This is a genomic window from Anaerosolibacter carboniphilus (assembly GCF_014205875.1).
In the GTDB taxonomy this organism is placed as follows: Bacteria; Bacillota; Clostridia; order Peptostreptococcales; family Thermotaleaceae; genus Anaerosolibacter; species Anaerosolibacter carboniphilus.
This window is the reverse complement of sequence record NZ_JACHEN010000006.1, coordinates 45,690-58,292: the sequence shown is the minus strand read 5'-3', so window position 1 is coordinate 58,292 and position 12,603 is coordinate 45,690. Positions and strand designations below refer to the sequence as shown.

The 12,603-nt window shown below is 40.0% G+C and carries 12 protein-coding genes and 1 other annotated feature; of the genes, 1 reads left to right on the top strand and 11 read right to left on the bottom strand.

Annotated elements, in window-relative coordinates; all coding sequences use genetic code 11:
• Nucleotides 1–110: 110 nt before the first annotated feature.
• From HNQ80_RS06390 to HNQ80_RS06340, 11 genes are all read right to left on the bottom strand, one after another.
• Nucleotides 111–362: a zinc ribbon domain-containing protein gene (locus HNQ80_RS06390; protein WP_207726885.1), complete on the bottom strand. Its 252-nt coding sequence runs from the start codon at nucleotides 360–362 to the stop codon at nucleotides 111–113.
• A gap of 155 nt (nucleotides 363–517) precedes the next feature.
• Complete coding sequence (locus tag HNQ80_RS06385) at nucleotides 518–1,450, bottom strand: PLP-dependent cysteine synthase family protein (RefSeq protein ID WP_184309320.1); 933 nt, start codon at nucleotides 1,448–1,450, stop codon at nucleotides 518–520.
• Between the two features lie 16 nt (nucleotides 1,451–1,466).
• Nucleotides 1,467–2,600, bottom strand: a complete 1,134-nt coding sequence (locus HNQ80_RS06380; RefSeq protein ID WP_184309318.1) for a bifunctional cystathionine gamma-lyase/homocysteine desulfhydrase — start codon at nucleotides 2,598–2,600, stop codon at nucleotides 1,467–1,469.
• Entirely contained in the window at nucleotides 2,590–3,066 is a 477-nt protein-coding gene (locus HNQ80_RS06375; RefSeq protein ID WP_184309316.1) for an S-ribosylhomocysteine lyase, read from the bottom strand. The genes HNQ80_RS06380 and HNQ80_RS06375 overlap by 11 nt, the downstream gene beginning before the upstream one ends.
• Nucleotides 3,063–3,716 (bottom strand): class I SAM-dependent methyltransferase, encoded by a 654-nt coding sequence (locus HNQ80_RS06370; RefSeq protein WP_184309314.1) that lies wholly within the window; start codon nucleotides 3,714–3,716, stop codon nucleotides 3,063–3,065. Before HNQ80_RS06370 ends, HNQ80_RS06375 begins: the two co-directional genes overlap by 4 nt.
• A 450-nt stretch (nucleotides 3,717–4,166) precedes the next feature.
• Nucleotides 4,167–4,847, bottom strand: a complete 681-nt coding sequence (locus HNQ80_RS06365; protein WP_207726884.1) for a hypothetical protein — start codon at nucleotides 4,845–4,847, stop codon at nucleotides 4,167–4,169.
• Nucleotides 4,848–4,970: 123 nt separating this feature from the next.
• Entirely contained in the window at nucleotides 4,971–7,436 is a 2,466-nt protein-coding gene (locus HNQ80_RS06360) for a heavy metal translocating P-type ATPase (RefSeq protein WP_184309312.1), read from the bottom strand.
• A 242-nt stretch (nucleotides 7,437–7,678) separates the two neighbouring features.
• A complete protein-coding gene (locus HNQ80_RS06355; protein WP_184309310.1) occupies nucleotides 7,679–8,689 on the bottom strand; it encodes a ThiF family adenylyltransferase in 1,011 nt (336 codons plus the stop codon).
• Between the two features lie 522 nt (nucleotides 8,690–9,211).
• A complete protein-coding gene (locus HNQ80_RS06350; protein WP_184309308.1) occupies nucleotides 9,212–9,955 on the bottom strand; it encodes an amino acid ABC transporter ATP-binding protein in 744 nt (247 codons plus the stop codon).
• A gap of 13 nt (nucleotides 9,956–9,968) precedes the next feature.
• Nucleotides 9,969–10,649: an amino acid ABC transporter permease gene (locus HNQ80_RS06345; protein WP_184309306.1), complete on the bottom strand. Its 681-nt coding sequence runs from the start codon at nucleotides 10,647–10,649 to the stop codon at nucleotides 9,969–9,971.
• Between the two features lie 14 nt (nucleotides 10,650–10,663).
• The gene (locus HNQ80_RS06340; RefSeq protein ID WP_184309304.1) at nucleotides 10,664–11,494 is read right to left on the bottom strand and encodes an amino acid ABC transporter substrate-binding protein; all 831 of its coding nucleotides are present in this window, start codon (nucleotides 11,492–11,494) and stop codon (nucleotides 10,664–10,666) included.
• A gap of 208 nt (nucleotides 11,495–11,702) precedes the next feature.
• Nucleotides 11,703–11,953 (top strand) — a binding site (T-box leader).
• 120 nt (nucleotides 11,954–12,073) lie between these two features.
• Here HNQ80_RS06340 and HNQ80_RS06335 point away from each other — a divergent pair.
• Nucleotides 12,074–12,598 carry a tryptophan transporter gene (locus tag HNQ80_RS06335; protein WP_184309302.1) on the top strand — a complete coding sequence of 175 codons (525 nt, stop codon included), beginning with the start codon at nucleotides 12,074–12,076 and terminating at the stop codon, nucleotides 12,596–12,598.
• Nucleotides 12,599–12,603: the final 5 nt, after the last annotated feature.

Here is a 12,603-nt window from a genome sequence, read left to right as displayed (position 1 = left end):
CTTTATCTATGCAATCATTCTATATGCAACTGTACCATATGCTACAGCTGTTGTAGGATTTCACCCATATTTCTACAGTTTTTTCTTGTGGATATTCTTTCCCTTTGAAGCTACCCAAGTCTTTGGTCGTTGCAATAGGGACAGCTTCTCCAATCGGTATTTATATATTTGCCGCAGCCTTTACACTTTTCCTTCAGTGGAATACTGCATTGGGGACAGTAGATAAAATCCTCCTGGATACCATGGCCGCAGCTGTAGCATTTTGCATCTTTATTTCCTATGCTATGTCTATACTCCCTTGGACTTCCTGAATAGATGAGATAAACAATGAATATCAATATTATTATCCCGATCAGCATCATAATCAATCAACTTCCCTTCTATTCTATAACCCCTGCCTCTTCCTATCCTAATCATCTTCGTATGACATAAATCCATATTCATATTATTAAGCAACACTCATGCCAAATATAAAATCGACAATGAAAATTCATTGTCGATTTTATTCATCACTATATCATCTATTTTCAACTGAATCAAAACTATAGATTTGTTTACTCAAATAGCGATCTGCCTTGTCTGGAAATACGACGACAATGTTTCCTTCCTTGATCTTCTTCCCTTGACGGAGGGCAGCCGCAAATGCAGCACCTGAGGATGATCCAACCAACAAGCCTTCCTTCTCTGCCAGCTCTTTCACCATCAGAAAAGCTTCTTCATCGGTCACCTTTTCTACCTCATCTACATAATCTAGATTCATAGTTTTAGGAACAAAATCATTTCCAATACCTTCAATCTTATAGGCACCGCAGGAACCACCACCAATGATGGAGCCTACCGGATCTGCAAGGATGCCTCGAACAGGATGTTTTTGTTCTCTCAAATATGCCATTACCCCCGAGAAGGTACCACCAGAACCTGCGCCTGATACAAACAAGTCAATCTTCCCATCCATCTGTTCATATATTTCTTTTCCAGTAAAAAGATAATGGGCCTCAGGATTGTGCATATTGGCAAACTGATTTACAACAAACACATTCTCTATTTCACTTTTCAGTTCCTCAACCTTTTTAAAGGCACCTTCCAAGCCTTGTTCTGTTGGAGTATTGATAATTTGAGCACCTAAAGCCTTCATGATGATCTGCTTCTCTATGGAGAATTTACCCGGTACCACAAAGATCACCTTATATCCTTTATTGATAGCCGCCAAAGCCACGCCAATGCCTGTGTTCCCAGCTGTAGCTTCGATAATTGTGTATCCGGTTTTCAGCAAGCCCTCTTCCTCTGCTTTTTGAATCATCCATTTCCCGATACGATCTTTTACTGAGCCCCCTGGATTATAAAATTCCAGCTTAGCAAAGATATTTACCCTTTCTGGTATGTCAAAATGATTTATTTTTATCATGGGTGTATTTCCAATTAAGTCATGGACACTGTTATAGACATTCATAAGATAGACACCACCCTTATTTTACAGAAACATCTAGATCTTTGATAATATCTTCCACATCTTCTATGCCTACAGATAATCTGATGAGAGTATCTGTGACGCCTAATCTTGCTCGAATCTCCGCAGGAATCGATGCATGAGTCATTTTGGCAGGCACTGATATGAGACTTTCGATCCCACCTAAGCTCTCTGCCAGTGTAATTGTCTTTAAATTAGATAGTATTTTATTCAAAGTGGCTTCATCATTAACCTCAAAAGAGATCATGCCTCCAAAATCTTTCATTTGCTCCCTCAGACTGTCTGTTATTTTCTGAGTGCTTAGACCTGGATAGTAAATCTTTTTCACCCAAGTTTGTTCACTTAGCCATTGAGCTACCTTTTTCGCATTCTCACAATGACGCTCCATCCTTATGGCAAGGGTTTTAATCCCTTTCATCAGCAGCCAGCTGTCAAAGGGCCCTAGAATAGCCCCTACAGCATTCTGAACAAAATGCATTTTAGTAGCCAGTTCTTCATCTTTTACCACCACTAGCCCTGCCACCAAATCACTATGTCCTCCCAAGTATTTTGTGGCACTATGAAGGACAATGTCTGCCCCTAAATCTAATGGACGCTGCAGATATGGACTCATAAATGTATTGTCCACGATAAGTAGTAAATCTCTCTCTTTTGTAATCCTCGCAACTTCCTGGATATCTGTTAGCTTCATCAAGGGGTTTGTAGGCGTTTCTACATAGATCGCCTTGGTATTATCTTCGATATGGTGGATGATATTTGCTTTTTCACTGGTATCTACAAAGCTATATTCCAGCCCAAAGTTTTTAAATACCTTATCCACAACCCGAAACGTTCCCCCATAAACATCATCACTAAAAATAATATGATCTCCTGCTTGGAACATCATTAATATGGATGATATAGCTGCCATTCCTGATCCAAAGGCGAAACCTCTGTATCCGTTTTCTAAGTCTGCAATCAGCTTCTCTACAGCCTCTCTTGTTGGGTTACCTGTACGGGAATACTCATAACCACTATGCTTTCCAACTGCTTCCTGAGCATAGGTAGATGTTTGGTAAATCGGCACTGTTACTGCCCCCGTAGTCTTATCTCCATCAATACCACCATGAATAACTAAAGAATTAAATTTCATGACCATTGCCTCCAGTGTTTAATTTTTGTTTTAATCTTTCTACAACTTCTCTCGCATATTCATGGGCACCAAATAGAGACATATCCCTATAGTTGCCACATTGTATTGGATTTACAGCAGGGATTTCTGTCGCTTCCAGAACCTTTTCAAGGGAATTCATCCAAGCCTTCAACACAGTTCTTTCCTCAATATCTCCAATTAAGATCAGATAAAATCCTGTTCTGCAACCCATAGGCGACAAGTCTATCACATGATCCAGTTCTTCCCTTATAAAGCCTGCCATCAAATGCTCCAATGCATGAACCGCACCCGTAGGCATGACTTCCTTATTCGGTTGCGTAAATCTCAAATCAAACTTGGTGATTACATCTCCGTTAGGTGTTTCGATTCGACCGCACTTTCTTACGAATGGCGCCTCTACCTTTGTATGGTCCATGGTAAAACTCTCGACGACTACACTTTTCATATAAAAAGACCTCCTTTGATTGCAGATATAATCCACACGTATTTATTCATTTTCACAGTCTCATAGGTATAATTCATTTCTCCCAGTAATTGGCGCAAATCATCCAAATACTCATAATACTCTGAATTTAAATCCTTTAATAGGTTTAGTGTACCACAAGCCTTTACATATTCCAAAAGATTTTCTTTATATGCCTTTGATTCAAACATGGTATCAGCAATAATAATCTTACCGTTCTTATGCAACAGCCCATCCAGGTACCTCAGCGCTTCTCTTTTTTCATCTAATGTAAGATGGTGAAATGCATAGGAGGTAACAATAGCATCTACTTTGTCCTCAACTGGTATGGATAGAAAGTGTCCATCCAAAATCTTCACTGAAGGCAGCTTGGATTGGGCAATTTTTCTCATCTCTTGGGAAGGTTCTATGCCAATCACATTTAGACCGTGCTCGTGAAGTAATTTTGTCAAGTTTCCAGTACCTACGCCAATTTCAAGGACAGTTCCCTCTCTGTCTTTTACCCCTTGGCATATATAATCTAATATCTTATCATATCCTAAAAATACTTCACTGTATTCATTGTCATCACCGTATACTGTCTCGTCATAGCTGCTAGCCCACACATCAAATAGTGAATTAAAATCCTGCACGAAGATCACCTCTCAAATCATTGTATTCATATCAATTTACTTGGTTTTAGTTTAGCATAGATTTATCTCATCGTCAATGGTGGATCTTCCTAATTTCTGAAAAAACAAAGTTGCCTATCGGCAATTTGTTTTCGCTAGGAAACCCTAGGTTTCGAAGCCTGCGATGCAGGTTCCTGAGGACCTTCCTGAATACGGCAAAGGGGAATCCCCTCTGCACACCCCTTATCTAGGAAATTGAAAAACATAATTCCCTAGATAAAGAAAAAAATCTTCCATTCCTTCAATAGAAATTCCTTAGGAATGGAAGATTTTTTTCTTTATCTATAAATTATTTATGGGGTCAATTTTTTATTGTGACTCTCCATCCACAGCATTTTTCTTTACACCATCGCCATGGCATGATCGGCCATTCTTTCTCATCTAAACATCATTCCAATATACATACTTACCTTATTTCAAATCAAAAGGTTTTAAAAACTTATCTACCTGTTCTACTTTCCCATCCTTATCTTTCACTTCAACCTTAGCAAAAGCCCATCCTTCTACCTTTCCTGGATCTACACCCGCATCAATAAATGGTTGAGGATTTACGACGAAAACAATATCTTTATCATTTTTACTCATATCCTTGGCCCATTCAAACATATTTCCATTACCTAGGGCAATTCCATAATGGTCCAGGGCTTCATGGTAACCTACAATATCTCTTTTCTTCTCAACAATATTTTTGAATGTATCTAATGCAGTTGCATCTCCGCTATAATCAAACTTTTCTTGACCTATTTCAAAGTTCAGCGATAATCTTCCAGTGGCATCATCATAAACATAATTTTCTGGTAGCTTCGTTACATCGAGACCCGCATTCACAAAGGGCGTTCCATCAAATTCAACAATGCCATCGACATCTGTTGCGCTGAAATCCTTGCTCCATTTGAATTCATCTCCAGCAGGCGATTCTAATGACCAACTATTCTTTTCATCATCAAAGGTAACTTTGTCAGATGCTGTATTCAGTACTTGCTCAAAGGATGTTACAGCTACCTTTCCTACCACATCTGTTGCTTGACATGCTGAGAATACCAGTGCCGCACTCAATGTTGTTGCCAATAGAATCATTCTTTTTGCTTTCATCGTAATACCTCCATCACTTTTTAATTTTGTTGAATATGTTAGATTGATGTAGGGGCGATTCACGAATCGCCCATTGATCACAAATACCGGGCTATTCGTGAATCGCCCCTGCTTTTTTCGCTTCTACTTATATGGTTTAAAGTTTTTTAATCTTAAAGCATTGGTTAATACGGATACAGAACTTAAAGACATGGCCGCTGCAGCAAAGATTGGATTTAGCTTTGGTCCTCCAAATGCATAGAGTAGACCAGCAGCCAATGGGATTCCTGCCACATTATAACCAAATGCCCAAAATAGGTTTTGTTTGATGTTTCTTATGGTGCTCTTGCTCAACTGTATAGCTGTTGGTACATCCATCAAGTCACTTCTCATCAGTACGATATCTGCTGATTCCATGGCCACATCAGTACCAGATCCAATGGCAATTCCGATATCTGCTTGGGCCAATGCCGGTGCATCATTGATACCATCTCCAACCATGGCTACCTTCTTACCTTCTCCTTGAAGCTTTTTCACTTCATTTGCTTTATCTTGAGGCAATACCTCTGCCAATACTCTATCGATACCTACTTGTTTTGCAATGGCTTCCGCTGTTCTTCTGTTGTCACCAGTAATCATCGCTACTTCAATACCCATCTCATGAAGCCTTTGAATGGCCTTTGCACTGCTTTCCTTCACTACGTCGGCTACGGCAATGATACCTGCCAACTGGCTGCCCATGGCCATATACATCGGTGTCTTTCCTTCAGAAGCCAGTCGATCTGAATCATTTTCAAGCTGTGTCAAGTCAATATTTCTCTCTATCATCAGCTTTCTATTTCCCAATAGTACTATCTGTCCCTCAATCTCTACCTCAATTCCATGACCTGGAATTGCTAGGAACTTTCCTAGTTTCAATATCTCCAGATTTTCTTTCTCGGCCCCTCTGACAATGGCTTCCCCCAAGGGATGCTCAGAGCCTTTTTCTGCTGACGCAGCGATCTGAAGCAGTTTGTTTCTTTCAATAATTCCAGTGGTTACGATATCCGTTACTTCCGGTCTACCTTCGGTAATGGTACCTGTCTTGTCAAATACGATGGTTTGTATTTTATGGGTTGTTTCTAAAGCTTCTCCGCCTTTAATCAGCACCCCATAGTCTGCACCCTTCCCCGTACCTACCATAATCGCAGTAGGAGTAGCTAAACCTAGGGCACAAGGGCATGCAATAACCAGTACGGCGATAAATATAGTTAGAGAGAATACGGTGCTTTCACCACTAAAATACCAAGCAAGGGCAGACAGGGTGGCGATGACGAACACAATTGGTACAAAGTAACCTGATACGATATCTGCCATCTGAGCAATAGGTGCTTTAGAACCCTGGGCATCCTCTACCAGTTTAATAATCTGGGCCAAAGCCGTATCACTGCCTACTTTTGTTGCTTTAAACTTAATGGAACCATGTTTATTAATACTTGCACCAATGACCTTATCTCCTACTTTTTTATCTACTGGGATACTTTCTCCTGTCAGCATGGACTCATCAATGGTGGTATTTCCCTCGATGACTTCCCCATCCACAGGGATTTTTGCTCCCGGTTTTACAAGAATAATATCTCCTACATCCACTTCTTCAATGGGAATTTCAATTTCTTTATCGTCTTGGATCACAATGGCTGTTTTCGGCGCTAATCCCATCAGCTTCTTAATAGCCTCTGAGGTTCTTCCCTTCGAAACTGCCTCCAGGTATTTACCTAATAGAATCAGAGTAATGATCACTCCTGCGGTTTCAAAGTATAAATCCTCTACATACATAAAATCCCCAATCGAAATCCTATAGATGGAATATAGACTGTATAGGAATGCTGCTGATGTACCCATGGCAATTAAGGAATCCATGTTAGGACTTCTTCGAACAATTGCTTTAAATCCTACAGAAAAGAACTTATTTCCGGCAATTATTACCGGTATTACCAAGGCTAATTCAACCAGTCCATATAGGAGTGGATAATTCATCGGATCTAACCATGCTGGAAGCTTCCATCCCAACCATGGAACCATGGGGCCCATGGCGATGTACAGCAGGGGAATAGCGAATATTGCTGACACCACAAACTTTATCCATAGGGTCTTGATTTCTTTTTCTTTTCTCTCTTTATCTTCATCCACTCTATTCTTATTTTCGATCTCTAAAGGCGTATATCCAGCCTTTGTAATAGCCTGCTTTATTTCAGAGAGTCTTACATCTTTCGAATTATATTTTATGATGGCTTTCTCTGTAGCAAAATTCACTGCTACACTTTCCACTCCGCCTAACTTTCCTACAGCTCTCTCAACCGCCTTTGCACAGGCGGCACAGGTCATCCCTGCCACGGGTATAGCTACTTCCTTCGCTGCTTCCTCTTCCTTGGCTTCATAACCAGCCTTAGCAACAGCTGCCTTGATATCTTCCATGGACAGTTTAGATTCATTGAATTCTACATTCATCTTTTCTGTTGCAAAATTTACATTTACTTTCTCTACGCCATCCAGCTTGCTCACAGCTCTTTCAGCTGCTTTCGCACAGGCGGCACAGGTCATCCCAAAGATTTTCAAATTTTCTGTTCTCATCGTTTACACTCCCTTTGAACACTCATAATATAAGTTACCCTATAGACTTTTTGCTCAGCCTTTTCATTATACAATTGAAGTTTCGAACTTATACTATACCCCCGTTGGGTATCTTAATTATATATTATCCTTGGTTTCTATTTTTGTCAACAACAATTTTATATTTTTCTTGTTCCCTTCCCCTGTTACCTTTCAACCCTTCCAATGAAGGTCCAGGAAGGATTGAGAGGTTCATTCATTGACTATAACCCTATATATCTTGCATAAAAACTTTTGGCCTGGTTCACATCAGAGATATTTTTCAAAATAGCCCTTCCATCATAAAAAAGTGTGACCTGCACATCTTCCACTTGGAACTTAATATAGAACTGATTCTTCTTTATATTTATATCTGATGCTTCTAGTCTTTGGATCAAACGATCAGCAGAAATCTCCTTATTCATTGGATTGACCTGTACACTATCCTTACCACATAGATAAACAGCATCCTCCGCTTCATGATCTAAAAACTCCAATTGATTTTGACTGCAAGCCAAGCAATTTTCTTTCTTCCGCTTCTCTATGGTTTCAAAATCATTATTCCACACATCTATAAATCTTACTCCTCCTACAAGTTCCTCTTTTTCTCCGATCAACAACTTGATAGCTTCTGTGGTCTGAAACGATGCAACGATGTTTATAATACTGTTTAGGACACCGACTGTATCACATGTATCAATAGCACCAGCTGGGGGTATCTCCGGCATAATACATCGAAAGCATGGCGTTACACCTGGTACAATCGTATGAGTCATCCCCATACTCCCTACGGCGCCACCATAAATCCATGGAATATCCAACTTTATAGATACATCATTGATTAGATAGCGAATATTAAAATTATCCGTAGCATCTAGAATCAAATCCATACCTTTACAAATTTCTATAATGTTTTTAGGATTCACATCTGTAATGACACCATCGATGGCGATGTCTGAATTTATTTTTCTCAGTTTATTCTGGGCGGCAATGGCCTTGGGCAAGCTGTTGGCCATGTCCTCTTCATCAAATAAGATTTGCCTTTGAAGGTTAGACAACTCTATATAATCTCGATCGACGATTTTTATGTATCCTACACCTGTCCTGGCCAAATTATTGGCGATAACAGTTCCTAGGGCTCCACATCCTATAATTACAACCTTAGACGCCAGCAGTTTTTCTTGTCCATGTTTCCCGATTTTATCAAAAAGAACTTGTTTCGCATATCTCTCCACTTTTTTCCCTCCAAACAAATTCTAGTATTTTATGACGATAGCTAGCGGGGGCCCACTAGCTATCAAGAATTTGACAGTTTAAGGGGGAACCTTAAATGTCTTATGTACCTATTATGCAATACTTATGCCAAACTTGATTATCTTTTTTTGGCTGATGCCCCTATCCTTCTATTATAAACAAAGTTGCCTATCGGCAATTTGTTTTCGCTAGGAAACCCTAGATTTCCTTCGACGGCTGCAAAGCAGCTTCCTGAGGACCTTCCTGAATACGGCAAAGGGAAAAATCCCCTCTGCACACCCCATATCTAGGAAATTGAAGACCATAATTTCCTAGATATAAACAAAGAGGAGAAAATGCAATATTTATTCCATTTTCTCCCCCAAAACCCTAGTCTAACGCTCTAAAATTATAAAAACGAATGCTCTTTTTTATCGATAACGTGTCTTATTTCGTCCACCTTTGTGTAGGATATGACACATCCCCCTAAGCATTTGATACAGTTTTCATAGAAAACTTCAATCTTAATCATCCAACATGCTCAAAAAGAGCTTTGTACGTTCATGCTTTGGATTTGAAAATATCTGCTCAGGAGAACCTTCCTCTAAAATCAAACCACCGTCCACAAATACTACTTTATTGGCAACATCTCGAGCAAAGCTCATTTTATGGGTCACCACCACCATGGTCATTCCTTCCTGAGCCAAGTCTTTCATTACCTTTAAAACCTCAACAGCCAGTTCAGGATCCAGAGCAGAGGTGGGCTCATCAAACAATAATACTGCTGGCTCCATGGCCATAGCCCTAGCTATAGCTACCCGCTGCTGCTGTCCGCCCGAAAGCTGATAGGGGTAGGCTAAGCTTTTTTCTTTAAGCCCCACCTTGTTCAATAAACTTAGGGCCATCTCCCTCGCTGCATCTTTAGATCTCTTTAAAACCGTAATCTGCCCCTCCATCACATTTTCTAAAACAGTCATATGGGGGAACAGATGAAAGCCTTGGAAGACCATACCCGTATTTTTACGTAATTCAATAATATCTTTTTGAGTATGCTGAACGCCTTCTTTAAACGCTAATGCCTTCGAGGCAACACTAACAAATCCGCTTGTAGGTATTTCTAGCAGGTTAATGCACCTAAGCAGGGTTGTTTTGCCGGACCCAGAAGGCCCGATAATTACCGTAGTTTCCCCCTTGGCAACCTCTAAATTGATCCCTTTTAGGATCTGCGCTTCCCCAAAGGATTTATATAATTCCTTAATCTTAATCATAGTTGATCCCCCATTATTTAATCACATACCTGCCTAGCTTTGCCTCCAAATAGTTTTGCAGACGAGATAGCACTGTACAAAACATGAGGTATATAAACGCAACTTCTATATATAGCCAGAGGGGCTCATAGGTTGCTGCCGTAATTCTTTGCCCCACCTGAAACATTTCCGTCAGGGTAATAGCCGCTGCCAGAGAAGTATCTTTGACCAAACTGATAAAGGAATTTGCCAAAGGCGGCACAGATACCCGGGCAGCCTGAGGTAAAATGATTCTTCTAAGAACTTGGGTATAGGACATGCCTACAGAGTATGCTGCTTCCCACTGTCCTTTTGGTATTGAAAGAATGGCAGCACGGATGGTTTCCGACGCATAGGCTCCCACATTTAATGAGAATCCAATAATCGCCCCCGGCCATGCATCAATAATGATACCTGCTGCGGGCAGCCCATAGAAGATAATAAACAGCTGTACAAGCAAAGGGGTCCCACGGATAATCCATACATAAAATCTGGCGATCCCCTCGAGTACTTTAACACCTGAAATGCGAGCCAAAGCTGTGGCTAATGCAAGCAGGAGCCCCAGTATAAAAGATATGATGGCAAGGGGAACGGTGACCGTTATACCTGCCTTTAAAAGAGGTAAAAAAGAGTCTTGCAGTATATGAATGATTCTCACCGTTCTGTCATCAAACATGTTATCACCTTCATTTATTTAGATACGTCTGTACCAAACCATTTTTCTGATATTTTTAAATACGTGCCATCTGCTTTCATTTCTGCTAATGCCTTATTCACTGCATCTACCAACTCTTCATTGCCTTTATTGAACATGATACCCATTTGAGCTGCATCCTGCTGTTCTGCCACTACTTTAATCGGCAATTCAGGTTTTTGTTTTTTAAGATCCAAGAAGGATAAGCTATCATTAATCGTAGCATCTACACGACCTGCAGCCAATAGATCTATCGCTTGGTTAAACCCATCAATCTGTACAATTTCTGCACCATTGGCTTTCGCAATATCTGCTAAGTTACTTGTTAAAGATTGAGCGGCTTTTTTACCCTTTAGACCTGCAAAATCTTTCATTTCATTGTTGCTTTCCTGCACGATCAGTACTGCTTTAGAAACGATATACGTATCGGAAAAATCATATTTCTCTAGACGATCTGGACGAATAGAAACCTCGTTGGCAATAGCATCAAATCTCTTTGCATCTAAACCAGCAAACATACCATCCCACTTGGTCTCGATAAATTCAGCTTCTACACCCAAACGTTTGGCAATTTCTTCAGCAATTTCCACATCGAATCCTGTCAATTTCCCTGTGCTGTCATGGAAAGTAAATGGTGCATAGGTCCCCTCTGTACCAAAACGAATCTTACCTTCAGCCTGAATCGTATCCAATAGGCTTTCACTTTTGGCAGTAGTATCAGGTGCTGGACTTGCGTTACTATCTTGCTTATTTACATTTGAGCCGCACCCCATAAGGCCTAAGCTTAGGATCAATAAGGCTGCAACAACGAGTATAATTTTTTTCATCTTTCAATTCCCCCTATTCATATCGGAATTATAATATTTGATAATTGATTTTAGCATGGGTCATGCTGAGCTGTCAATGGAAATTTTGAATCGAATCCTTGCAAATATAAGGAATTATTTAATACAAATGGCACATTATTTAGAATAATAATATTTTTTTGTTGACTTTAGTATTAAGCTGTATTATCATAATAATAATTAAAAATCAGAAAATTCTTTGAATAGGAGTAGTAGGCAAAATATCTACTTACAGCGAGTCGGGTTTGGTGGAAGCCGATATTTAGATCTTTGTTGAATGGACCTAGGAGAAGCAAGGTGAACAGGAAGTAGCCGCAGCCGGGGGTTTCCCGTTATAGAAACAGGATATCGAGTATTTTATATTCCGTATCTGGATAAGTGAGATAGCGTAGCTCTATCTAATTTGGGTGGTACCGCGGAAGCAAGCCTTTCGTCCCTGTGTTTACAGGGATGAAGGGCTTTTTTATTGTTAAGAAGGAGGTGATCAGCATGCTATGAACATCAGAAGAATCAGACTGGTTTTGGATCAAAGAAAAAATTAAAATAAAAGGAGAGATTCTCATGAATGTAAATCTAAGAAAAAATATTTTAACTGCTTTGCTGATCGCCATCGGTGTGATCCTTCGCCAAATTGTACCTGGTACCATCGGTAGTATGAAGTTTGATGTGATGCTTTCTGTAATTTTTGTGTCCTTATTAATCAATAGAGATTTTAAAAATACCATCCTTACTGGCTTATTAGGTGGGGTGATTGCCGCTATGACCACAACCTTTCCAGGCGGTCAAATTCCAAATATCATTGACAAACTCATTACCTGCTGCCTTGTCTTTGGAATGATCCGATTGTCAGAAAAATTCCAGAATCAAACCATCGCCAGGGGCATCATTTCCTTCATAGGTACCATCATCAGCGGAAGTATATTTTTGACCTCCGCTCTCTTTATCGTAGGACTGCCTGCACCTTTCGAAGTATTGTTCCTTGGTATCGTATTACCTACTGCAATAACCAATATCTTTTTAACAACCTTCCTTTATCAAACCGTACTGATGGCAATGAAGGTAACGGGTATACAAATCGCTGAATAGATGAC

Excerpts from the sequence above, each read along its gene's own strand:
- HNQ80_RS06390 (WP_207726885.1), bottom strand. The coding sequence starts at position 362 with ATGATGCTGATCGGGATAATAATATTGATATTCATTGTTTATCTCATC.
- HNQ80_RS06385 (WP_184309320.1), bottom strand. The coding sequence starts at position 1,450 with ATGAATGTCTATAACAGTGTCCATGACTTAATTGGAAATACACCCATG.
- HNQ80_RS06380 (WP_184309318.1), bottom strand. The coding sequence starts at position 2,600 with ATGAAATTTAATTCTTTAGTTATTCATGGTGGTATTGATGGAGATAAG.
- HNQ80_RS06375 (WP_184309316.1), bottom strand. The coding sequence starts at position 3,066 with ATGAAAAGTGTAGTCGTCGAGAGTTTTACCATGGACCATACAAAGGTA.
- HNQ80_RS06365 (WP_207726884.1), bottom strand. The coding sequence starts at position 4,847 with ATGAAAGCAAAAAGAATGATTCTATTGGCAACAACATTGAGTGCGGCA.
- HNQ80_RS06360 (WP_184309312.1), bottom strand. The coding sequence starts at position 7,436 with ATGAGAACAGAAAATTTGAAAATCTTTGGGATGACCTGTGCCGCCTGT.
- HNQ80_RS06350 (WP_184309308.1), bottom strand. The coding sequence starts at position 9,955 with ATGATTAAGATTAAGGAATTATATAAATCCTTTGGGGAAGCGCAGATC.
- HNQ80_RS06345 (WP_184309306.1), bottom strand. The coding sequence starts at position 10,649 with ATGTTTGATGACAGAACGGTGAGAATCATTCATATACTGCAAGACTCT.
- HNQ80_RS06340 (WP_184309304.1), bottom strand. The coding sequence starts at position 11,494 with ATGAAAAAAATTATACTCGTTGTTGCAGCCTTATTGATCCTAAGCTTA.
- HNQ80_RS06335 (WP_184309302.1), top strand. The coding sequence starts at position 12,074 with ATGAATGTAAATCTAAGAAAAAATATTTTAACTGCTTTGCTGATCGCC.